Origin of the sequence: Geobacillus sp. GHH01 (assembly GCF_000336445.1) — a bacterium.
In the GTDB taxonomy this organism is placed as follows: domain Bacteria; phylum Bacillota; class Bacilli; order Bacillales; family Anoxybacillaceae; genus Geobacillus; species Geobacillus zalihae.
Genome location: NC_020210.1, coordinates 1404866 through 1427369, shown reverse-complemented (window position 1 = coordinate 1427369; position 22504 = coordinate 1404866). Strand labels below are relative to the sequence as shown.

General features: G+C 48.2%; 18 protein-coding genes and 1 pseudogene. 5 read left to right on the top strand and 14 right to left on the bottom strand.

Features of this window, described 5'->3' with window-relative positions; genetic code table 11:
• Nucleotides 1-27: 27 nt before the first annotated feature.
• Nucleotides 28-1014: an acryloyl-CoA reductase gene (locus tag GHH_RS07040; protein ID WP_015374617.1), complete on the bottom strand. Its 987-nt coding sequence runs from the start codon at nt 1012-1014 to the stop codon at nt 28-30.
• 364 nt (nt 1015-1378) lie between these two features.
• Here GHH_RS07040 and GHH_RS18855 point away from each other — a divergent pair, with 364 nt between their 5' ends.
• Together GHH_RS18855 and GHH_RS07030 are read left to right on the top strand one after the other, a co-directional pair.
• The gene (locus GHH_RS18855; protein WP_015374616.1) at nt 1379-1648 is read left to right on the top strand and encodes a hypothetical protein; all 270 of its coding nucleotides are present in this window, start codon (nt 1379-1381) and stop codon (nt 1646-1648) included.
• Between the two features lie 123 nt (nt 1649-1771).
• Nucleotides 1772-2137 carry a hypothetical protein gene (locus GHH_RS07030; protein WP_015374615.1) on the top strand — a complete coding sequence of 122 codons (366 nt, stop codon included), beginning with the start codon at nt 1772-1774 and terminating at the stop codon, nt 2135-2137.
• Here the strand turns inward: GHH_RS07030 and GHH_RS07025 are convergent, their stop codons facing one another.
• Nucleotides 2138-3271, bottom strand: a complete 1134-nt coding sequence (locus tag GHH_RS07025) for an IS4-like element IS5377 family transposase (protein WP_015374614.1) — start codon at nt 3269-3271, stop codon at nt 2138-2140.
• Nucleotides 3272-3387: 116 nt separating this feature from the next.
• Here GHH_RS07025 and GHH_RS07020 point away from each other — a divergent pair, with 116 nt between their 5' ends.
• On the top strand, nt 3388-3735 hold the full coding sequence (locus GHH_RS07020; RefSeq protein ID WP_015374613.1) for a DUF4260 domain-containing protein: 348 nt from the start codon (nt 3388-3390) through the stop codon (nt 3733-3735).
• Between the two features lie 194 nt (nt 3736-3929).
• Here GHH_RS07020 and GHH_RS07015 read toward each other — a convergent pair.
• Nucleotides 3930-5096, bottom strand: a pseudogene (locus GHH_RS07015) (IS256 family transposase).
• Between the two features lie 208 nt (nt 5097-5304).
• Complete coding sequence (locus GHH_RS07010) at nt 5305-5733, bottom strand: DUF3888 domain-containing protein (RefSeq protein WP_015374612.1); 429 nt, start codon at nt 5731-5733, stop codon at nt 5305-5307.
• A 198-nt stretch (nt 5734-5931) separates the two neighbouring features.
• Here GHH_RS07010 and GHH_RS07005 point away from each other — a divergent pair, with 198 nt between their 5' ends.
• Nucleotides 5932-6243, top strand: coding sequence for a hypothetical protein (locus GHH_RS07005; RefSeq protein ID WP_015374611.1), 312 nt, complete (start codon nt 5932-5934; stop codon nt 6241-6243).
• 102 nt (nt 6244-6345) lie between these two features.
• Here the strand turns inward: GHH_RS07005 and GHH_RS07000 are convergent, their stop codons facing one another.
• On the bottom strand, nt 6346-7779 hold the full coding sequence (locus GHH_RS07000; protein WP_015374610.1) for a site-specific DNA-methyltransferase: 1434 nt from the start codon (nt 7777-7779) through the stop codon (nt 6346-6348).
• Nucleotides 7780-8122: 343 nt separating this feature from the next.
• Nucleotides 8123-11884, bottom strand: a complete 3762-nt coding sequence (locus tag GHH_RS06995; RefSeq protein ID WP_015374609.1) for a bifunctional RecB family nuclease/DEAD/DEAH box helicase — start codon at nt 11882-11884, stop codon at nt 8123-8125.
• 171 nt (nt 11885-12055) lie between these two features.
• Here GHH_RS06995 and GHH_RS06990 point away from each other — a divergent pair, with 171 nt between their 5' ends.
• Complete coding sequence (locus GHH_RS06990; RefSeq protein WP_015374608.1) at nt 12056-12742, top strand: hypothetical protein; 687 nt, start codon at nt 12056-12058, stop codon at nt 12740-12742.
• Nucleotides 12743-12780: 38 nt separating this feature from the next.
• Here the strand turns inward: GHH_RS06990 and GHH_RS06985 are convergent, their stop codons facing one another.
• The 8 genes from GHH_RS06985 to GHH_RS06950 form a co-directional block, all read right to left on the bottom strand.
• On the bottom strand, nt 12781-13740 hold the full coding sequence (locus GHH_RS06985) for a siderophore ABC transporter substrate-binding protein (RefSeq protein ID WP_015374607.1): 960 nt from the start codon (nt 13738-13740) through the stop codon (nt 12781-12783).
• A 668-nt stretch (nt 13741-14408) separates the two neighbouring features.
• A complete protein-coding gene (locus GHH_RS06980) occupies nt 14409-15164 on the bottom strand; it encodes an ABC transporter ATP-binding protein (protein ID WP_015374606.1) in 756 nt (251 codons plus the stop codon).
• A complete protein-coding gene (locus GHH_RS06975; RefSeq protein ID WP_015374605.1) occupies nt 15158-16108 on the bottom strand; it encodes an iron chelate uptake ABC transporter family permease subunit in 951 nt (316 codons plus the stop codon). Before GHH_RS06975 ends, GHH_RS06980 begins: the two co-directional genes overlap by 7 nt.
• Nucleotides 16101-17048, bottom strand: coding sequence for an ABC transporter permease (locus GHH_RS06970; RefSeq protein ID WP_015374604.1), 948 nt, complete (start codon nt 17046-17048; stop codon nt 16101-16103). The genes GHH_RS06975 and GHH_RS06970 overlap by 8 nt, the downstream gene beginning before the upstream one ends.
• A gap of 672 nt (nt 17049-17720) precedes the next feature.
• The gene (locus GHH_RS06965) at nt 17721-18044 is read right to left on the bottom strand and encodes a hypothetical protein (RefSeq protein WP_015374603.1); all 324 of its coding nucleotides are present in this window, start codon (nt 18042-18044) and stop codon (nt 17721-17723) included.
• A 5-nt stretch (nt 18045-18049) separates the two neighbouring features.
• Nucleotides 18050-19360, bottom strand: coding sequence for an acyclic terpene utilization AtuA family protein (locus tag GHH_RS06960; RefSeq protein WP_015374602.1), 1311 nt, complete (start codon nt 19358-19360; stop codon nt 18050-18052).
• 43 nt (nt 19361-19403) lie between these two features.
• Nucleotides 19404-20693: a CitMHS family transporter gene (locus tag GHH_RS06955; RefSeq protein ID WP_015374601.1), complete on the bottom strand. Its 1290-nt coding sequence runs from the start codon at nt 20691-20693 to the stop codon at nt 19404-19406.
• A gap of 315 nt (nt 20694-21008) precedes the next feature.
• Nucleotides 21009-22442: a sigma-54-dependent Fis family transcriptional regulator gene (locus GHH_RS06950; RefSeq protein WP_020278757.1), complete on the bottom strand. Its 1434-nt coding sequence runs from the start codon at nt 22440-22442 to the stop codon at nt 21009-21011.
• Nucleotides 22443-22504: the final 62 nt, after the last annotated feature.

Here is a 22504-nt window from a genome sequence, read left to right as displayed (position 1 = left end):
CTGCTTCCGTTCGATTGCGTCCGAACGTCATCCTAACCGCACGACCGTCCGGCCGCGCAGCTCGCCGCGCAAAATGCGCTCAAGCGCTTGCGGCAATTCAGCGAGCGAAATTTCTTGAACAATCCGCTTCAAATCCGGCTTTAAGTCGCCAGCGAGCCGCTCCCAAATGCGCAAACGCAAATCCATTGGACAATAGACGGAATCAACGCCAAGCAAGCTGACGCCGCGCAAAATGAATGGATGGACGGTTGTCGGTACCTCGACGCCGCCTGTCAACCCACTCACCGCCACCGCTCCGCCGTAGCGGATGCGGCTTAACACCGTCGCCAGCGTCCGGCCGCCGACCGGGTCGACCGCCGCGGCCCAGCGCTGCTTATCAAGCGGACGAATGCGTTCAGCCGTGACGTCTTCGCGCGTCAACACTTCCTTGGCGCCGAGGGCGCGCAAATAGTCGTGCTCCGCCGTTTTGCCTGTGCTCGCTTCCACCGTGTAGCCGCGCTTCGATAGCATCGACACAGCCAGACTCCCGACGCCGCCCGTCGCCCCCGTGACAAGCACCGGTCCGCGTTCCGGCGTCAACCCATGCTCCTCAAGCCGGTGAATGGACAATGCCGCCGTGAACCCAGCCGTGCCGATCGCCATCGCTTCTTTCAACGTCAACCCTTTTGGCAGCGGCACGAGCCAATCGCCGTGCAGGCGAGCATATTCACTGTAGCCCCCGAAATGCGTCACACCGATTTCATATCCGGTCGCGATCACCTCGTCCCCTTCGCGGAAGCGCGGATGTTGCGACGAGACAACCACCCCGGCCAAATCAATTCCCGGCACGAACGGATACGTTTTCACAATTTTGCCGTCCGGAATGGACGCCAATCCATCTTTGTAGTTGACGCTTGAATAATGGACGCGGACAACGACGTCTCCTTCCGGCAAATCATCCATGGATATCGTCTGCACGCCGGCGGTAAATTCTGTTTCGGTTTTGTTGACGACAAACGCTTGAAATGCGGACATCATTCCTCTCCCTTTCTTCATGCATTCTTCTCTCATGTCATTCGACAACCAAACGCCAGATTCCTTTCTGAACCAAGAAAACCCTCGCTTCCGGTTGTGAGCGTAGGCGGGTGATGAATAAATGTCTCATGAAAGTCCTTCCTACACTTCCTTGACTTCTTTATGTTAAACTGTAAACAAACATATCTTTAAGATGAAAGAAGGTGAAACAGTGGGTAATACCCCTGACTCGAACAAAATTTACACGTACGCTGACTGGAAAACATGGGAAGGCCGCTGGGAACTGATAAATTGAAAAGCACCCGTGGTGCTAGATAAACTCAAACAAGCATAAAAATAGCCCTTGCATGAGGATCCCCTTAAAATGAAAGTGCAACCAACCATTAAAAAGGAGGGATATCACCATGAGCGACAATGGCATTATAAGGTGTATGTGGTGACCGATATCCCAAAGGATTTGGATATTGAAGAAGTATGTCTTACTCTGAAAGAAACATTTTTGCCAACGGTTTATCCATATCGTTTTTTGAGATGTGATTACTCTACAAAATATGAAGGGTGGGTAAATAAACACACTTTCCATATTCCTATAGGTTTGTATGTCATCATATCATCGTATGAAAATCCTCCGTGAGATAGGCATCACGAGAGATTTTCGAATATAACTAAGGATTTCTTGTTTGTATTTATCAAAATATGGTAAAATAAAACAAGATGTAAAAGTTAACATTAATTTTCTCTTGGGAGGAGGTTTTATATGAATAAATTTTGGGCGTTATTGTCTATCATAGCCTTATCAATGTCAATTTCAACTGGATTTCAACATTATGTAAAAGGCAAGGAACATAATTATACATCAGATGTCATTAGAATAGTTGATAACGAAGATAAATTTTCGAACATTAAAGAAGTTAAGAACAGCATGAAAATTGAGAGGATAAATGAAATTTCAGAAGAAATAGAATGGTCAATTGACATTCAAAAACCTAAAAAAGAACCTAACTATAGCTTTTGGTTGGAACATAAGGGGAGTAATGATAGAGTAAAAAATTATGACATTTGGTTTGACGATAATTTTGCTATTATTTTTGATAAAAAAAATGGAAAATATCACGAGTGTTGATTATCCAAAATTAGACATACGCCTTCCATAAATTTGGGCATACTCAAACAAAGCAGCGGCCATCCCGGATTTCCAATCGAGAGGAAGCTGCCCAGAGAAAAAACGGCGAACGAACGAAATGAAGGAAAGAGAGACGTTCGTCTGTTTTTTGGTTTGATCATACAGCCATCGCAGCAACACATACGCGATGAACGCCGCAAACAGTTGGTTGTATACCGCATTTTCCGTCGTGCCAAACAAGGTCGGGACATTCAGATATTGCTTCACCCAACGGAAAAAGACCTCAACAGTCCAACGTTGTTGGTACATGTCGGCAATGGTTTCCGCAGACGCATGGAAGAGGTTCGTCACGACCCGAATGTCGCGGCCATTCGCATCTCGAAAGATCACCACCCGGTGACGCTTGGTGGAGCGGCATTGTTTCGTCCCCAACTGGCACGTGAAGTCGGCTTGAACCGATGAGGATGTGCTGGAAAGGCGTTTCAAGCTTTTTTTCTGATGAAGTTCGATGTTGTCCTTCATCCGAATGACAAAGAGCTGATGCTGCTCCACAAATCGATCGAGGCGTTCGATTTTGAAATACGCCCGGTCTTCCACCAGCACTTGTTGAGCGTTCGTCAACTGTTCTCCCACCGGGCCATCATGACGCAGTCCGATGGTTTCCACCACGTCTGCCGGCAACGAGGATTCCGGCGAATACGCGACGTGCAGCTTCACTCCGGCGCGTTCGCCGTGATACGGCGCCCATGGCAGGCGGTTTTTCCCGACCGTGACGGTCGTCGAATCCACCACCCGAAGCGGTTTGGGAAACCGAAGCGAACGGCGGGTTTGGCGGTTGCACTTGGAAATGATCAACGCCAACAAGCGTTTCATGATGTCATAGGGAACTTCTTTCGCTTTCTTGGATACAGTTGAATAATGGAATCGCGGCAATCCATACAGAGGCCCCACATCGGCTCCGTGGCGAAAGCTTTTCCATTGATGCATGGCGGCCAGCAGGAAGAAGTGAATCAACTCGCGCAACGTAAAGGTTCGAGACGAATCACGATACCCAACCGCTTCGGCAATCAGTTGAATCTCTTCATCCGAAACAAGTTTTTGCATCAAATTCGGGAGTGTGGTATGCTTGTTCATAGAGAGCACCTCCTGGGTTTGTTTGTGTCGCTACTCACATTCTACAGGAAAGGTGCTCTTTTTTCTATACCCTTTGGATTTTATTGGATAATCAACACGCCTGAAGGGAGAATATTATGAATAAAATTCTTTTACACCTAGAAGGGGTAGCTATCCTATTGTTAAGTCTTTATTTTTACTCTTATAATCAATTTAGTTGGCTTTTGTTTTTCGTTTTGTTATTAGCTCCAGATATATCAATGATAGGTTATTTATTCAATAATAAGGTTGGTGCAGTGCTTTATAATTTATTTCATACATATAGTTTACCAATTGGAGCTGTTATCTTAGGAGTATTGTTATCAAACGAAGTTGTTTTAGAGATAGGTTTAATATGGTCTGCCCATATCGGAATGGATAGGATGATTGGTTATGGATTAAAATATCCAACACATTTTAAAGACACGCATTTAAATCGTGTTTAAATAAACTATTCAACTAAAGGATGTGTTGGTCAATAGGTACCGTCAAGAATTTTGTGTAATGTAAATGGGGTAGGGTTTCTCTGAAATGGATTTGAATTGATAGGGGACTGATTTTCTCCACACAGGAGACTGAATATTCAGTCTCCTGTGTGGAAAGGGAGAATCCCCTTATTTTGTTTATTTACAATATTTGGTTAATAATAGCGTTCTTCAAACATTCGCTCGAGGGCTTCATGCGCTTCGGCAAATCCTCGCAACTTTCGCCCTGCCCATTTCTCATTAAAATCTTGAATGGTTAAATACACGACTTTTTCCGCAGCTTCTAAACTGCTCAAACTGTTCATCGGCTTTAGACGTTTCCGAATCTCCTTAATCGTTCGTTCGATGGCATTCGTCGTGTAAATCACACTTCGAATACTGCTTGGATAATCCATAAATGTAAGGAGGACATCCAACTCATTGGCCCAAGATTGGACTTCTCTCGGATACTTGCTTGACCATTTCGATTCAAACTGTTGAAACATCTCCAGTGCCATTGTTTTATTCGGAGATCAATAAATGAGTTTCAAATCTTCCGCCATTTCGAATTGGTCTTTTTTCCGAACACGACTGAGCGTGTTACGGACTTTGTGAACGACACAACGCTGTACATCGGCTTTCGGATAAACCGCCTTAAAGGCTTCCTCTAGACCCGGTAGTCCATCGAATACGCCCAGAAGCACTTCCTTGATGCCTCTTTGGTAGAGGTGTTGAAGAATTTCCTGCCATACATAGGCGCTTTCTTGTCCTCCCACAAAGAAATCAAGAATTTCGCGATATCCTTCTTCGTTCACCCCTAACACCACATAAATGACTTCTTTCTCCACGGTTTCGCGACGAAGTTTTACGTATAAACCATCCAAATATAAGACGGAATAACGCTTGTGCAGTGGACGAGTGTGCCATTTCTCGATGTCTTCCTTCACTACATCGGTAATACGGCTGATCGTTGCAGGAGAATAGGCATTGCCTAAAATTCGTTCAATAAACTTGCCAATTTCACGCGTACTCATGCCACTTTGATACATCCTGATGATGGCTTCCTCCAGCCAGCCGGTGTGGCGTTGGTAAGGAGCGAACAATTGGGTTTGAAATTCTCCGTTTCGGTCTCTAGGGACCAAAAGACCTTCAATCCGGCCATATTGCGTATCTAGATTTCGTTGATAGTAGCCGTTTCTCATATTTGATGTTCCGGCCTGTTCTATTTCGAGGAAATTCTTGATTTCTTCCCGCATGATCAGTTCTAATTTTTCCTTTACAAACTGACGAATGACACTTTCCAGTTGATTTGCCCAGTCTACATTCGGTATACTTTTAGACATAGGTAGGGTTCTCCTTTCTCTAAGATTTTTGGTCCAATCAGAGAATACCCTACCTTTTTTCTTTTGTTCTAGCAAAATGCTTTACACAAAATTTTATACATCATCCGTGTCCGTCTAGAGACCTCTATCACATTTTAACATAAAAATCAAGTACATCTTTTGGTGATGAACCTTATAAAAACCTTAATATATAAAAGGAGGTAATACCCTATGTTTGTTTTTTTATCTTCTCTTCGATGTGCTTGTAATCAATAATACGAATTTTGTCAAAATCGATTTCAAGTGTTATTATATCAATTCCGTAAGGAGGGTTGTGAGCCCCTTTAAATGTTTCTACACGAATTTTGAGTAAGAATTTATAACGACTCCCGGGTTCTAAATTTTTAATCTCTAATATTTTAGGCTTCCACCACTGAATTCCAGATGGTTTTCCATAATAATCCTGTACTGCTTTGGTTATATAAGGCGTTAAGAAGTAAATTGAAAGGTCCTCTAAATCATTTTTATTAACCACTAATGTAGTTGTTGACTCTGTTTCATAAATTTTTGATTTGGCGACAATTTTAGTCCCGACACCATACATTCCGAATAATATTATCAAAAAGAGGGACATTACTCCTATAAATTTCCTGTTCATATTTGAATTCCTCCCACGAGGGCGATGCCTTTTTCAGGAAGCTGCTATTTTCCCTTGTCAATCCTGCCCCCAACCTTATCTACGCTTGGCATACAAAATGACAATTTTTCGAACTTTCCACAACATCTATTATATCGACAACGACTACGTTATATACTGACATTGAGAATGATTTCACAAGTTAGGAGGACTTAAATAATGATCGTCCACGAACTGACAGACATCGAACATCTATTCACTGAACAATTGCAGGAAGGCTACTACGTGATTCGCGAAACATACCAAAACATACTCGTGGAGCCGGAAGACGGCGACACCATCCGACAAGTGGACGCTGGAACGGAAGAAGTCGTCACCATCGTATTTGATCCCGGCGACGAATACTCCCTCATTTGCCTTGACACCTACACGTTCGCCGACGGCATCCCGTCTTTAGCGGAGCTCAAAGAAACGATTGCCGCGGAGTACGACGTCTTTGTCAACGACCGTTGGGCTGCGGCGTCATTGTAAAAAGCGCCTGAAACGACGGACATCAGGGACTCGGAACATAGACGCAACGCCTGTTTTACCAAAGCGCTTTTCATCAGCCGAATCGAAAAGCAGCCCGTCCACCTAGCGAGCGGGCTGCTTCGATTTCTTCTCGAACCGAAACACGCGAAAGCCAATATCAAGCTCTGTCTTTCCCGTTTCACGGACGATTTTCTCCCCCGCGCGGCGGATGCGCTCGCGGCCGATGTCGCAAATCGTCCGAAACCCCACCCGATACGCCTCGGACGTTTCCGCAAGCGGCTCGGGAAGCTGCACCATTATAAACGACCGCCGGCCGCCGTCTTCAGCGTTTTGCTGCATGACGGCATGGGCTGTTGTCGCCGAGCCGGAAAAAAAGTCGAGGATGATGTCATTGTCCTTCGTTGTCAACGCCACCATGCGCTGAATGAGCTTCACCGGCTTCGGGTAATCCATCACCGCCAGCCCATCGAACAGCTCCTTCAGCTCTTTTTTCGCCTCCTGCGAATGGGACACCTCATCATGCGTCCAAATCGTAAGCGGTGTCACCGTCGGCTTCACTTCGCTTAAAAACCGCTTCAGGCGCGGCACCCCGTTGCCGTCTTTGCCAAACCAAATGCGGTTGTCTTCCACCAGTTCGGTGAAGCGCTCTTTCGTCACCCGCCAGCAATACCCGTTCGGCGGGGAAACGACCCGGCCGCCTGGCGTCACGATGTCATAAATTTTTTCCGGAATCGGCGGACCGACCGACAAATCGCCTGACGTCCATGGACCGCGCGGGTCATTGTCTGGGTTGGCATACCGCCCATCCGCTTCCGGATGGCGCGGCAAGCCGTACCAAGCCAGGCGATCGATGTTTTTCGCATAACATAAAATGAAATCATGGTTGCGCGAGGCGAACTTGTTCATATTCACGGGCGAAAACGCCCGCTGCCAAATGAACGTGGCGACAAAATTCCGCTCGCCAAAAATTTCATCGCACATTTTTCTCAAATTCGCCTGCTCCGTATCATCAATGGAGATAAAGATGGCCCCCGTCTCGGCCAACAGCTCCCTCGCCACCCAAAGGCGCGGGTACATCATGTTGAGCCAGCCGGCATGGGCACGCGCTTCTTCCTGGATCCCGCTAGAAACAACGGCTTTCCCCTTGCGCCAATTGTCTTTGTACGTGAGCACTTTTCCTGTATTGTACGGCGGGTCGATGTAAATCATTTGGATGGCCCCTGCATGCGACGTCCGCAGCAGTTTTAATACTTCTAAATTGTCTCCTTCAATATACCAATTGTTTGTTGTCTCCCACTGCTTGCTCGCTGCCTGATCCGGCCGCAATACTCCGGACGCAGGCGTTTCAGCGAGCCGCCTCGCCTCTGCCTTCCCCGGCCACATGAACTCATATGCTTCCTGCCGTTTGTGACCGCCAAACACTTTCTTCAGCAACTCCCAATCGATGCCCCCATCTACAACCGCTTCCGGAAAGAGCTTTTTGATCGCCTCAAGCCTTGCATCCGACACCGGTCTTCTCCCGCCGACGTTTGCCATGGCACGCCCCCTCTCTTGTCGCGTATTCCTAGCACAGTGCTTCTTATCGACAAATCTTATTTCCATTATTTCTCCATGGCTCGGCGGTTTCCTTCCTTAATTTTCTTATCAACTATTCACCGTTCGCACATCAATACCCATTCCGTCCAAAAAAATCGCCATGCCCTCCCTCCTCCGGCACAGAAAACAAAACGAGCCAACAAACGGAGAAGGCGGCATGGCGGATGGCGACTGTTTATGCGGTTTTTGAGCAAGAAAATGGGGGATTCTCGGATGCATCAAAGAATTTCTCAAGTTGAACAGCGCCTTGATTCATCCTTTTTTCCTGTCAAACTCAGCAGCTTCATAGAGTGTCCATCTTTTCCATCTTTGGACAACTGACTCGGTACATTCGCAGCGCGACACCGTCGACCATAAACGTTTGCGTTTCCCCACGCCGTGAAGCGTAGTGCTCGAGCCCGAGCATAAAATTCACTCCTTCACGGTATTCCTCGTTGCCGATCACCTGAAGCGACGGCGACATCAGTTGGCGCGAGAGGAAGAGGATCGTCTTTTTCCGCGCCCGTGTAAGCGAAACGTTGAGGCGGTTCAAACTGTAGATGAACTCCCCTTCCATCACAGCCAGTTCAGGGTCGGCGACGCCGTAGCTAATGATCGCCGCATCCGCCTCTTGCCCTTGCATTTTATCAACCGTATCGACGAAAAACGGCGGGCGCAATCGTTGGTGTTCAAGGGCACGGCGGATGGCGCGGATTTGCGCCCGATGCGGCGAGATGATAAACAGCCCGCGGCGCCAAAACGCTTGGTCGCCTTCTGATGAGTCATCGTACCGTTTCCCCTCGCTGTCGAGAAGCCGTGCCCGCAACACCTTCGCGATGCCCGCCACCCAGCGCGCTTCGGCCTCATTTTCTTGCGTGCCGTGCGCACCATCATAAATGCAAACAACAAGCGGATAATCGGGGTCGATCGCCGCTTCCACCCATTCATCGGCAGTTGGAGCGTCGACGAGCGCCAATGTTTGCTCGGCAATTTGGCGGTTGAACGCTGTATAGTCACGTCCATAAATCCGCTCGGCCGGGTAGCGGCAAAGCGCCTCGTTCATGCGGAAATTGTCCGTCAGTTGGCGGGTATACCGCTTCTCGACATCGGCGTCAAACAACAGGTGGAAAATCGAGTCGAACAGGTGCGGTTCCCCTTCCGCGGCCGCATACGTCCCTTGAATGATTGGCGGCAGCTGGAAATGGTCGCCGACGATAAGCAGCCTGCCTGCTTTTTTGACATGGCGCAACGCCAACAGTGAATCGGCCACGCGGATTTGCGACGCCTCATCCAGAATGACGACGTCAAACTCTTCTAGATAGCCCTTTTCATACGCCCTTTGAATGCCGTACAGCGTGGCGCCAAGCACCCGATGGCCGCCGCTGCCAAACCATCCGAGAAGGTCACGGTCCGCCACCTCGGCGATTCCTTTGGCGTTTTCCGTCTGAATCTCACCAAGTTTCGCGATATGGACGCTGCGCCGCGGCGCAAGCTCCTGAATTTTGCGCAGAACGTTTTCGATCGCCGCATGGGTGAAACCCGAAACAAGAATGGCAAGCCTTCGCCCCCGTTTTTCATACATTTCCATCAGCAACCGAAGAGCAACGGCAATAAAATGCGTTTTCCCGGTGCCAGGCGGCCCCCAGACGAGCGTCAACGTATGGCGGAGAAAGTGGAGAAACGCCTGACGCTGGCTTTTCGTCAGCCTGCTTTGGCGGAGAAGCGCCTTGACTTCCTCTGCATCCCAGTTGGGACGAAACGTTTTCCGATAGCGAATCGGATCGCGAATCAAGTCCAAGATGCGATGATTGTCCTTATCCAACTGTTGCAACGCCTGCAAGACGCGCGGGGTGGTAAAATCCGCATGCCGAAGCGACAGCCAATACTCCTCTCCTTCCACAAGCGGGAACCGATCGAGCCATTTGGGCAACTCGAGCTTGAGTTCAGCTGTCTTGCCATTATCTTCGATGGCGCGAATGCGGACAAAATAGACATTGGCCCATTGGGGCGGCTTCCATTCACTGGCGTACTTATGATCAGGAAACGTCTGTTGCGCCTTTTCTCCTTCCTCATTGCACTCCGTCAAAAGCCAGCTCGCCTTTAGATCGATCGTTTCAAGCGCCTGGCGGTTGTTCAATCGGAACCGATCGCCGCCAAGGTACGTGACATGAAGCGTCACTCCGTTCTCAAGCCGCTCCGAAAGCGGGAGCAGGCGCTTTTGGCGAATATCCAAGTAGTTTAATAGCGCCTCGTAGCGCGCCATAAACGCCAGCTTGGACACAAGCGGATCACGGTAATCAGCCGAATGAGGAAACGCAAATTTTTCCGGCCAGACCATAAGCGGCGAAGGATGGACGCTCTCGGCCCACGCACGGATGCCTTGAATGATGCTGTGAGCGGCCCAAAGGCGGCAGCTCAGCTCCTTCTCGACCGCTTGTCGTTTTTCCATGTCCCCTGTTTGCCAGGCATCATGCAGCACATCCAGTTTCATGGCGTTTGTCAAGCGGAACGAAAAGCGCTCGCTCGCCGAGTACAGAAACGGCGAATCATGGTAGGCCGCAATATACCGCGACAAGTCTTCAAGACGGTACGCAACATGCGTCGGCAAGGCGAACAGCTGGCTCACGGCCGTTGTCAGAACAACGACAGGAAGCGGAACGATTTCATCTGGATGATCGTTGGCACTTGCTAGTGAGCTGCTATGAAAATACGACAGCAGCCGAACAGCTTTTTCGTTATAGTCTGGATCGAACAAAAGCGCTTGAAGCAGCTGCTGCACATTGTCCCATTCATAGTTGTCGGCGACATACGCCTGCACCGATTTTTGCGCCCGCCACTCTCGCGCTCGGTTGTAATCGTGCACCGTCTGAAGCAGGCGGTCCAGCGCATCGGCAAACGTTCGGCCGACCGCGTCGCATTCTTCCAGAGAACCAGCAATAACATGATGCATTTCCGATCCCGTTCCAAACACATCTGTTCCACCAACACGGTACAACGATGCCGCCGCAATCTTCCCCGTCAACGGATCGCGTTGCGCGGTGAGAATCAGACGGATGTCTTCCCATATCGGCATATGCGTCACCGCCTGGTCATACGGAACGACCTTTTCCTCCGCAATCGCCTCAAGCTGCGCTTCAAGCCGCCGAAGTTGACGCGCCAATCCAGCGTTTTGTTTTAGGACGTGTCTCGTTTCTTGACGCTCAAGAAGTTGGCGAAACTCATCGATCGTCTCCGGAAGCTGCCGCTCGCGGATAAAGCGGGACGCATGACTCGATAAGTACGGAACGAGGGAAATATGCGACTGTTTCCGCGCTTTGTCGAAACAGTAATCATAGAACGGGCACCATTCACAGCGATAATCCAAATGCCAAAACAGCTCATCAAGTTGCTTCCCAGCCAGCGCCGTCAATTCGCTAGCCAAAAACTGCTCAAGAAACGGAAGCAGCTGTCCGATATCTGTCAGCTGCGGCTGCTCGGTTTTGTACGTCCATATCCCGGCTTCGCGCAAATCGACGCTGCCCTTAACACCGTGCTCCTCTAACACCGAGGACAACATCAACGCGTACAGCGCCGTTTGCACGCGGTGGGAAATCTTTAACACATCTGATGATTTGATGTCGATGATGCGGAACACAAAGCCGTTTTGCCCCGGAATGCACTCAATCAAATCCGGACGACACGCCGCAAATCGGATCACTTTCAGATCCAACCCGTACCGTTCGTAAAAGCGCGGCGGCGCGATCAATGTCGGCTGGTATAAATAGCGCTTGCTCGGCTGCTTCAGCTCGCGGATCGTCTCCTCTCCATCCAAATAGCAGTGGGAAATCGGTGCGCCAGGCTCTCGCTTCCCCATCTGCACTTGGCCGGCCAAATAGGTCGTAATCACTTCCTCTTCCCACTCAACCCCTCGGCGCAGCACGCTCTCATGAACCGCAGGCTGCTCAAACAGCTCTTCCGGCACATCGAGCTCGCTGCGCCGTTCTTTCGCCAACGACTGAAAATAAAAATTCCGCTCGCACTCGTGATAAAAATAGCTTGCGATTTTGGCAGGAGAAACGTAAAGCATACATCGATCCCTTTCTAAAAACATACTAGCCGACATCCGCACTGGGACTTGTCAGTTTGTTTCTTCATTGTATCATATGTTTGTACGCTTTCCTATATACACCATTCGTGCTTGTCCGACAAGAACATATGTGCTATAATGAAGGAAATTAGAATGAAAGAGGGGCCAACCATGAGCGAAGAGATCCTCTTGCAGTTGTTCAACCGCCTTGGTCATATCGAGAACACGCTGCACCTCCTCGTCGAAAGCCACAAACGGCTGGAAGCAGAACAACAAGAAATCCGAAAAGAACAACAGGAAATCCGAAGAGAACAACAAGAAATGCGAAAAGAACAGCAGGAGATCCGTAGAGAACAACAAGAAATGCGAAAAGAACAGCAGGAGATCCGTAGAGAACAGCAAGAAATACGGAAAGAGCAACAGGAGATCCGTAGAGAACAGCAAGAAATGCGAAAAGAACAGCAGGAGATCCGTAGAGAACAGCAGGAAATGCGCAAAGAGCAAGAAGAATTCCGGCGGATCCAGCAAGCTCTCCTTGAAGGCCAAAAGCGGTTAGAAGAAGAACAAGCCCATATCAAAGCCGGCCAAAAAGAACTGTATGATCTGATGTCTGCCCTGCTTCACCGCCAGGATGAAACCGACGCCGCACTCGACGCCCTCGCGATGGACGTGCACAAACTTCACGGTGAAGTTTCTTCCATCCACCAAAGACTCGACTCCTTAGAGAAAAAAGTCGATTCCCATGCCCAATCATTCAATGAACAGCTGAACAACATCAAACTTGACATCACCTTCCTCTCGAACAAAGTCATCGAACACGAACGGGAAATCTACAAAATTAAGAATATCATTTTATGACGATAAAGCAGGCGGGCCGCCTAAGCCCGCCTGTCCTTTTATTTCAATCCTTCTTCCACCTGTTTGATCATTTCCGACACCGACGTCAATCCGCCGCCTGAGAGATACCAATAATTTGGATCCAAGTAGACAATGTGGCCGTTTTGATATGCTTTCGTCTTTTTCACAAGTGCATTTTCAATCGTTTGCTTCGCTGTCGGCTTTCCTTCTACAACGGCGTCGCGGTCAATGACAAACAAGTAATCCGGGTTTTTCTTGGCAATGTACTCAAATGATACGCTTTGTCCATGAGGATTCGTCACTTTCAAATTCGGGTCTGCGGCTGGCACGCCGAGCACATCATGGATGAGCCCAAAGCGCGAACCTTTGCCGTACGCACTCACTTTCCCACCGGTCGTCAAAATGATCAGCGCTTTTTTGTCTGCAGCCTTTGTCTTCACTTCTTCGATTTGTTTTTCAATATTGGCCAGTTCCTCATCTACTTCTTTTTCTTTGCCAAACATTTGCCCGATCAGCTTCATATTGTTTGTAAATGAATCCCAATAATGTTGAGTGTCAATCCCTATATACACGGTTGGGCCAATCTCTTTCAACTTGTCATACAAATTTGCTTGACGACCGGAAATAAAAATGACATCCGGCTTGATTTCGCTCAATTTTTCAAAATCCGGCTCCTTCAAGCTGCCGACGTTTTGGTAGTCGCTGCTTTTATATTTCTCCAAGTATTTCGGCACGTTCATCTGCGGCAAAGCTGTCACCTTCACCCCTAGTTTATCAAGGGTGTCCAGCACTCCAAAATCAAAGACAACCACTTTCTCTGGATTTTTCTTGACTTTCGCCTCTCCAAGCTGGTGCTTGATCGTCATTTCCTCGGCCTGTTCCGTTTTCTTCTCGTCATTCTTCCCACTCGCTCCGTTGCTTGCATTCTCCTTATTGCCGCAAGCAACCAGTACGACAAGAAGCAAAGCAACCACTACCATCAGCCAACGCTGTTTCATTGGCTATACCCCCCTTTGGAAATTCAAATTATATGTTGACGGCTTTCGTATTCACTCGACAAAGGGCGCCCTTTCTTGCCGATGTCAACATGAAAGCCGGCTCAACCATTTTTTACTTAATTGGAATCTTCTTCATCCTATTTCGCGCAGGAGACTCCCACTTCAACGACCAAAGGGAGTAAGTGGGAGAGGAATGCGCGTTCCCCTTTTCTTTTGTGTATGATATAATAAAGGCGTGGAGAAAACCGTTTAATAAAGGCACTCCAATAACTGCTACTCGATGTATGGAGTTGGTTACAGGAAACGTTGTAACCGTAAAACATCGAGCGTAGATCCGTCTGTTGTGTGTGGAAGCCAAGTACTGCCAACAGACACACCGAGAGAATCGGTAACGATGCAGGCATGACCTGCGTCGTTGGGTAGTTGTCAACCTGCCCTGATGCAACCCCAAGTCAAGGAAGGAGGACGAAGTCCGCTTGTACTTCTGGGGAGTTGCAAGCCCCCACTTCAAGCGTTAGCTAAGTGGGGGTAGTTGACATACTTGACTTTGATCGCGTCTCCCCGTCCCATGTTTGAATCCGAGACGGAGCTCTTCACCAAGCATGCCCATAGGCTTCCACAGCCCGCTTTTTCACTAGTCAAGATAGACGCTTTCTCATGGGAGATTGCTAAAAATACACACAGATGCGCCGATTTTCAATCGTCTGCACGCGCACATCCAAATCATAAATGCCGCGAAGCACTTCATCGCTCATGATCGATGAAACATCCCCTTCACAGACGACCGCTCCATCTTTTAACGCGACCATATAATCGGAGTAACAGGAGGCAAAGTTAATATCGTGCATCACCATCACGATCGTTTTGCCAAGCTCATCGACCAGCTTGCGCAACACTTTCATCATTTGCACGGCGTGTTTCATATCCAAATTGTTCAACGGCTCGTCCAAGAAAATATAATCCGTATCTTGCGCCAACACCATCGCGATATAAGCTCTCTGCCGCTGTCCGCCGCTCAACTCGTCCATATAGCGGTCTTGCAATGGCTCCAGCTCCATATAGCGGATCGCCTCACGCACATAGTCGCGATCTTGGCGCGTCAAGCGGCCGCGCGAATACGGAAAGCGACCGAACGACACCAATTCGTGTACCGTCAAGCGAGCCGCAATGTGGTTGGATTGCTTCAAAATGGAAATTTTTTTCGCCAACTCTTCTGTCCGATAACGAGCAATTTCCTTTCCTTCAATCCAGATTTCCCCGCCATCTTTTGGAATTAAGCGGCTCATCATGGACAAAAGCGTGCTTTTCCCCGCCCCGTTCGGGCCAATGAGCGATGTGAGCTTGCGGCGCGGAACAGATAAAGATACACGGTCAATCACGGTCTTCCCGCCGTATCGCTTCAATACTTGTTTCACCTCTACCATGCTTTTCGCTCCTTTAACAAAAGGTATAGAAAATAGACGCCTCCGACCATGTTGACAATGACAGACAACGTCGTCGAAAAGGTGAACACTCGCTCGACTACCAGCTGGCCGCCAACGAGGGCGATGATGCCGAACAGCGCCGCTCCTGCAAGCAAATAACGATGTTCATACGTTTGAAAAAACGCATACGCCACATTGGCGACTATCAATCCGAAAAACATGATGGGACCAACAAGCGCGGTCGAAACCGACACCAACACCGCCACAATCATCAGCAGCCGTTTGACGACCGTTTCATACGCCACGCCTAAATTGATCGCATGATCTTTGCCGAGCGACAGCACGTCCAACTCGTGAAGATGACGGTATGTATACAATGTCGCAGCCGCAATGAGCAGGCCTGCCGGCCAAAGCAAGTCTGTTTTTATATTGTTGATGCTCGCAAACATTCGATCTTGAATGATGGAAAATTCATTTGGGTCAATCAAATATTGCATGAAAGACGTCAAACTTTGGAAAAACGTACCGAGAATCATCCCAACAAGCAAGATGAAATATAAATTTTGCCCTTCACGGCGAAACAAAAACGAATACAATAAAACTGAAAAACCGATCATCGACCCAGCAGACAAGAGAAAGTGCAAGGTGTTGCCCATCATGGTCAACGTCGTCGAACCGAACAAAAACACCACAGCAGTTTGTACAAGCATATAAACGGAATCAAGCCCGATAATGCTTGGAGTTAAAATACGATTATTGGTCATTGTCTGAAATAAGACGGTCGAAACCGCCCCCGCCCAACCGACAAGCACCATCGCGACAATCTTTTCGCTCCGCGAGCACAACACATAGTCAAAATCCCCTCGCAAGTGTGCAAACAAAAACAGCACGATCAATCCGAGCGCCAATACCACGAGCACAACCACTTTCATCCGATTAGACATACTGCTTCGTTCTCCTTACGAGCAAATATAAAAAGGCGCCGCTTCCGATTACTCCAACCGTCAAGCCGATCGGAATTTCGTATGGATAAATGGCGACTCGGCCAAATACATCGCAAATCAGCACAAACAAAGCGCCAAATATGGCTGTCAACGGCAATACTTTGCGCAAATGATCCCCATAATACATCGTGACGATGTTCGGAACGATCAGCCCTAAAAACGGCAGCGTCCCAACCGTCAACACCTCAACAGCAGAAACAACAGCGACAATGAGGAGACCAGTGTAGACAATCGAACGGTAGCGAACCCCTAAGTTCGTCGCCATCTCCTCCCCCATGCCGGCGATCGTAAACCGATTGGCGTATACATAAGCGATTGCCATGAGCGGAACGCTCACATACAGCATTTCATAACGTCCTTGCATCATAACGGAAAAATCGCCGTGCATCCATGCGGACATCGATTGAATCAAATCATATTTATAAGCCAAAAACGTCGTGACAGAACCGACAATATTGCCAAACATCAAGCCGATGAGCGGAATAAAGATCGAATCTTTATACTTCACACGATCTAAAACCGTCATAAACAGCAACGTCCCGACAAACGCAAACACAACGGCAATAGCCGCCTTCACAAGCGGCCCTGCGGCAGCGAATGCAATCATGGACACCAACAGGCCGAGCCGCGCCCAATCCATCGTTCCCGCCGTCGTCGGCGACACAAATCGGTTTTGGCTCAACTGCTGCATGATCAAGCCGCAAATGCTCACGCTTGACCCAGCGATCAGAATGCTGATAAGCCGCGGCAAGCGACTGATCAAAAACACTTCCCACGCCTCACGGTCGCCGGCAAACAGCTCGCGAGGCGATAAATCATGCACACCGACAAACAATGATGCCGCAGCCAAAACAACAAGAAGCACCATCCATTTTTTCATGTTTTCTCATCCTGTCTTCCGTTCTATCCCATCATACAAGTCGAATGACGATGCCATGTCCAGACTCAATTGCTTTACAGGTGCAATTATGATATTGATTATCTTTACCAATTAAAAAGATAAATTCTGCTTGTGTGAGAAGCAACTAGCACCGCCAAGATGGCTGGCATCTCCTCAATCGTTGCTCTTTTCAAGCCAAACCATTCTGTCCACATGCGGCCACCACATCTCACTCCATTCTTTTGAAAACCATGTCCCCGCCCAAACCTCTAAAAAGAGAAGGATTATCATTTTCACATATCATATTTTAATTGATAAAAATTATCATTGTCAATATTTTCATCATTTTTTTTCTGTTTTCTTATTTTTTCTTCATTTATCGACAAAAATAAGGTTCTCTTTCGTTTGAGACACCCTTCCTCTAGAAGGACGATGGTGGGCAAAAGAGGGGCGAAATACGTTCAGCCTTCTAAAATTCCTGCACCTCTCGAGGTTGCCAATTTCGGCGCAGCATCCATTGTTGACCAGCAAGATCGGAAGGCTGGAAAATGTTGTACAACATGCTGTTGGTCCCAACATCTTTTTCATCTTGTATAATTCAGCTTTTTCTCGCGAAAATGCTGCCGATTTGTATGCAACAGCATGTTTTGTCCAGCCTTCCCGTATCTAGACTTATATTCCTTTCTGCAACTCAATCTCCATCTCGAGCAAAGCATAGCTTAACGTTTTGCCATGCGGGTCAAGGGCCAATGAGGTAGTGACGCCGCCTTCAAGCGCATCTTGACAGACAAATTGCAAGGAGGCGATGTTGGGAAGTTCGTATCGAACCACATCCCCTTTCACAATCGAGCTCAAATGCTCCTTCACTTTTTCTGCGGTTACCATTTGGGACAGCAGAGGATAATCCGTTTCCCGAAAAGGAATAAGCGACAAGATTAACGTATTTCCTTTGTCCCCGGCCCGGCAGTGGGCCAAATCATACAACTTCACTCTCATCGTCGTCACTCCCGGATCGTTATTTGTACATTGACCATTTGGCGTGGAATCAATGTCGAAATAATGCCAATGACCTCATGCACGTATTTCCTTGCCCCGCCGCCGCCTGCCGGGCCGTTTGTGTACAGCGATTCCACTTCCTCACCAATCAGTTCAGCCTGTTCTTTTGTATCCGCTTTCCCTGCCACCCGCAACCGGACTTCATACGGCTCGCCGCCCTGTCCTAAAAATGACCGATGGGCTGATGATAAGCCAATATAGTCCACCTTCAGATTCACAAAACAGTCTTTTAACCGCTCATACACAATTTCCCCGGCAAGCTGCGCCCGCCGCAAAGCGTTCGGCCCCGCATACGAAATTTCGCCTTCCCCGACAAAACCGCCATGATAGCCAATGCTCACCTTTAACATATCTGGTTTTGTTTTGCCACTTCCTCCGGTGATCTCAACACGGTCCGGACCGATTTCGCGCAGTTGGACTGTTGTCAAATCAACAACCACATCAGGGGTGATATAGGCTGTCGGGTCAGTCACTTCATATAACAGTTGCTCTTTGACAGTCATCGGGCAAATGATCCCTCCTGTCCCGTCTACCTTGCTGATCACAGCCGTACCGTCAGGCATCACATCAGCAAACGGAAACCCAAGTCTAGCCATGCCAGGGACGTCTTTCTTTCCCGGATCCGCAAAATAGCCGCCGGTAATTTGTCCGGCACACTCGAGCAGGTGACCGACAATCGCTCCCTTAGCTAAACGTTCTGTATCATCAAGCGGCCATCCATAATGGTAAATCATCGGCGCAAGAAATAACGACGGATCCGCTACACGGCCTGTCACGATTACGTCTGCCCCCGACTGCAGCGCAGGCAGGAGCGCATCAGCACCAAGGTAAGCATTCGCGGATAATATCGTTCCGTAGCTATCGATCGGTTTCCCTGACTCAATTGCCAACATTTGTTTATCAATCTTTTCCATTACATCATCCCCGATGACAGCCGCTACTTTTATTTTTAGTCCCTTCTCCCGCGCCATAGCGGCGATGCGCTCCGCTGCCGCTACTGGATTGGCAGCCCCCATATTCGTAATCAGGCGGACGCGGTGCTTCACAATGAGCGGAAGAAGCAGTTCCATTCTTTTTTCTAATAACGGGTCATACCCGCGGGAAGGGTTTTTCCATTTTTGTTTTTGCGCCAAAGCAATCGTTCGCTCCGCCAAACATTCCAAAACAAGATAGTCCAACTGTCCCTTCTCTACTAAAATCGCGGCAGGCTCCAACCGATCACCGGAAAATCCTGCTCCAGCTCCTATTCTGACCATTTTCTCGCCTCCGTTTGCTTTCTTGTTACATTCCTTGTTATTATCAGAGAGAAATCGCCCCCGTAGCTAAAGCGACAATCGTCATCACAATAGTCGTTCCGAACGCCCATTTAAAAATAAATCGTTGGTGGGCACCAAGATCGACACCTGACAAGCCGATAAGTATAAAGGTGGATGCCGTCAGCGGGCTGAGCGGAAAACCAGTTGTCATCTGTCCCAAAATGGCAGCGCGCCCGATTTCGACGGGATCGATGCCGAATGAAGCCGCCGTTTCGCTTAAAATCGGCAAAACTCCAAAATAATACGCATCAGGGGTAAAGACAAGACTTAACGGCATGCTTGTGACCGCCACTATAAGCGGCAAATAAGATCCCATCGCGTCAGGAATGATCGAAACCATCGCTTTCGCCATCGCATCAACCATTTTTGTACCGGTTAAAATGCCAGTGAAAATGCCGGCTGCGAAAATCATCGTCACCACCAATACAACATTGCTCGCATGAGACGTGAGCCGCTCTTGCTGATCCTTGACATGCGGATAATTAACAAGCAAGGCAATCGCAAACGCAAGCATAAACAAAACCGGAAGCGGCAGCCACCCTTTAATTAAGGAAACGAGCAACACAATCGTCAAAATGACATTAAACCAAAATAAGTTAGGCCGTTTCGCCTCTCCCCCGTCAAGTGACGGTGTCAGTTGTTCCGTATCCAGTTCGACGACTCCCACTCGTTCCCGTTCCTTTTTGCCGAGCCAATAAGCAGCAAACAACACCCAAACAATCCCCGCCAACATCGCTGGAAGAACAGGGTTAAACAACTCGGTTGAATCGACATGCAGTGTTGCCATAGCTCTAGCCGTCGGACCACCCCAAGGAATCATGTTCATTACTCCAGCCCCTAAACAAACGACACCCGATAGTGTAAGCGGATTCATTCCTAAACGCCGATAAAGAGGAAGCATCGCCGAAACGGTAATCATAAAAGTCGTCGCCCCGTCGCCGTCGAGGGCAACCAGCAATGTTAGCGTTGCTGTGCCGATGACAATCTTTAACGGATCACCTTTTACTAAACGAAGGATGCGCGAAACAATCGGATCAAACATGCCGCTGTCGATCATCAACCCGAAATATAGGATGGCGAATGCAATCATAATCCCCGTCGGAGCTACTTTTTGAATTCCTTCCAACATCATCGTTCCCATCTGCGTCCCAAACCCGCCGATCAGCCCAAAAACCACCGGTACAAGCACTAAGGCAATCAATACCGAGATTTTTCTTGCCATGATTAAAGCCAGAAAAACACCAATCGTTAAAAACCCCAATAACGCCAACATTATCCCATTCCCCCTTCAAAATTGTTTCGTTCTATTTTCTTGCAAAATAAGTGCCAATGCCAAAAACAAAAACATCCGCTTTACATTCAATACAGCGGATGCGCCTTTTCTTATTCTTTAGAAAATGAATGGCTAAAACATGAATGCACTCCTTGTTGCTGCTCATTTCTAAAAAACTAGAATCGTTTCTAGGAAATTAAAAAAGACAATGAGCGATTGATTGCCAAAAAAGAAAAACCTTAACAGGCAAGGTTTAGTGGATAGCGCTTACAAATCAAGAATATTTGCTTCACCACAGCTCCCCTCTAATATTTATCATCCGTTAGGAGCAGAAGAAGGCAAATCCTCGGAAATCCCTAACTTTTTCAATTTGTTATACAACGTGGCGAGTGACACGCCAAGCTCTTTAGCCGCTTGTTTCTTCCCTTGTACATCGGTGCCAAACTGACGAAGCGCTTCGACAATCAAACGCTTTTCTGTTTCTTCAAGCATCTTTCGTAACGGTTGGATCGATGTAGAGGAACGGAAAACCTCCGGGTCTTTCATGATCGATGGGGGAAGATGATGCAGATCAATTTCCATTCCATCAGTCATGCAAATGGCATAATCAATCACGTTTTTTAATTCTCTTATATTTCCAGGCCAATCGTATGATTGCAACAAAGCCATTGCAGCCTGGCTGATTGAGCAAACAGGACGCTGTCCCCCACCACCTGAGGCTTGTATTATAGAATGAGCCAAAAGAGGGATATCTTCCTTCCGCTCACGGAGCGGGGGGAGATGAAGCGTAATTACATGAAGGCGATAAAACAGGTCTTCCCGAAAATACTGCTTTGCTACAAGCTGGCGCAAATCCTTATTTGTTGCGGCAATGATGCGCACGTCAATCCTCCTTTCGTGTGTATCTCCAACTTTGCGAATTGTCTTTTCTTGCAGCACACGCAATAGCTTTGCTTGCAAATCATACGGAAGATCCCCGATTTCGTCCAAAAAAATCGTTCCCCCGTCCGCCAGTTCAAACAGCCCGATTTTCCCTCCTTTTTTCGCATGTGTAAACGATCCCTCCACATAGCCGAACAATTCGCTTTCCAGCAAAGCGGCAGGAATGGCCGCACAATTTACAGGAACAAATGGATGTTCAGCACGCGGACCCTCCTGGTGAATCGCCTGAGCAAACAGTTCCTTGCCGGTTCCACTTTCCCCCATAATTAACACTGGCAAGTCCGACTCTGCCGCCCGTTTCGCGATACGGATCATTTCCTTGATCTTGTCATTATGGCCGATGATATGCGCAAACGTATAAGTAGCCCGATAAATCGAATAGACGGTCCTTTTCAATTCATTCAATCTTTCTTTGTTTCGCTTCAGCTCCTGCGTCAATTTGTGCACTTCCGTCAGCCCTTTGCAAACTGATACCGCTCCAATCACTTGGCCATGGACAACAATCGGTGCCATATCAACGACATACTCATTGGAACCTTCCTTGCGGTACACCCCGGTTCTCACTTTCCCGTCCTTCAACGTTTCTGGGAGAAGGGCGTTAGGCCGCACATCGCGCAGCCGTTTACCTATAATCTCGTTTTCCTTCACACCTGTTATGCGTGTATACTCCGGATTGACAAGGCGCACAACCTCACAGTCATCGATCACTAGTACGCCGTCATGGACGGACTGAAGAATGGCGAACAGCCATTGCGCTTGTCCATCAGCATCTTTGACGAGCTTGTCGAAACGACTCACCACTTTCATTCCCCCTTCCACAAAGAAAAAAGCTATTTCTCCCCTTTGTCTTTGATTTCTAAGCGTTTCTA

Bases quoted from the DNA above. Each gene is read 5' to 3' on its own strand.
- GHH_RS07040 (WP_015374617.1), bottom strand. From the start codon at position 1,014: ATGTCCGCATTTCAAGCGTTTGTCGTCAACAAAACCGAAACAGAATTT.
- GHH_RS18855 (WP_015374616.1), top strand. From the start codon at position 1,379: ATGAAAGTGCAACCAACCATTAAAAAGGAGGGATATCACCATGAGCGA.
- GHH_RS07030 (WP_015374615.1), top strand. From the start codon at position 1,772: ATGAATAAATTTTGGGCGTTATTGTCTATCATAGCCTTATCAATGTCA.
- GHH_RS07025 (WP_015374614.1), bottom strand. From the start codon at position 3,271: ATGAACAAGCATACCACACTCCCGAATTTGATGCAAAAACTTGTTTCG.
- GHH_RS07020 (WP_015374613.1), top strand. From the start codon at position 3,388: ATGAATAAAATTCTTTTACACCTAGAAGGGGTAGCTATCCTATTGTTA.
- GHH_RS07010 (WP_015374612.1), bottom strand. From the start codon at position 5,733: ATGAACAGGAAATTTATAGGAGTAATGTCCCTCTTTTTGATAATATTA.
- GHH_RS07005 (WP_015374611.1), top strand. From the start codon at position 5,932: ATGATCGTCCACGAACTGACAGACATCGAACATCTATTCACTGAACAA.
- GHH_RS07000 (WP_015374610.1), bottom strand. From the start codon at position 7,779: ATGGCAAACGTCGGCGGGAGAAGACCGGTGTCGGATGCAAGGCTTGAG.
- GHH_RS06995 (WP_015374609.1), bottom strand. From the start codon at position 11,884: ATGCTTTACGTTTCTCCTGCCAAAATCGCAAGCTATTTTTATCACGAG.
- GHH_RS06990 (WP_015374608.1), top strand. From the start codon at position 12,056: ATGAGCGAAGAGATCCTCTTGCAGTTGTTCAACCGCCTTGGTCATATC.
- GHH_RS06985 (WP_015374607.1), bottom strand. From the start codon at position 13,740: ATGAAACAGCGTTGGCTGATGGTAGTGGTTGCTTTGCTTCTTGTCGTA.
- GHH_RS06980 (WP_015374606.1), bottom strand. From the start codon at position 15,164: ATGGTAGAGGTGAAACAAGTATTGAAGCGATACGGCGGGAAGACCGTG.
- GHH_RS06975 (WP_015374605.1), bottom strand. From the start codon at position 16,108: ATGTCTAATCGGATGAAAGTGGTTGTGCTCGTGGTATTGGCGCTCGGA.
- GHH_RS06970 (WP_015374604.1), bottom strand. From the start codon at position 17,048: ATGAAAAAATGGATGGTGCTTCTTGTTGTTTTGGCTGCGGCATCATTG.
- GHH_RS06965 (WP_015374603.1), bottom strand. From the start codon at position 18,044: ATGAGAGTGAAGTTGTATGATTTGGCCCACTGCCGGGCCGGGGACAAA.
- GHH_RS06960 (WP_015374602.1), bottom strand. From the start codon at position 19,360: ATGGTCAGAATAGGAGCTGGAGCAGGATTTTCCGGTGATCGGTTGGAG.
- GHH_RS06955 (WP_015374601.1), bottom strand. From the start codon at position 20,693: ATGTTGGCGTTATTGGGGTTTTTAACGATTGGTGTTTTTCTGGCTTTA.
- GHH_RS06950 (WP_020278757.1), bottom strand. From the start codon at position 22,442: ATGAAAGTGGTGAGTCGTTTCGACAAGCTCGTCAAAGATGCTGATGGA.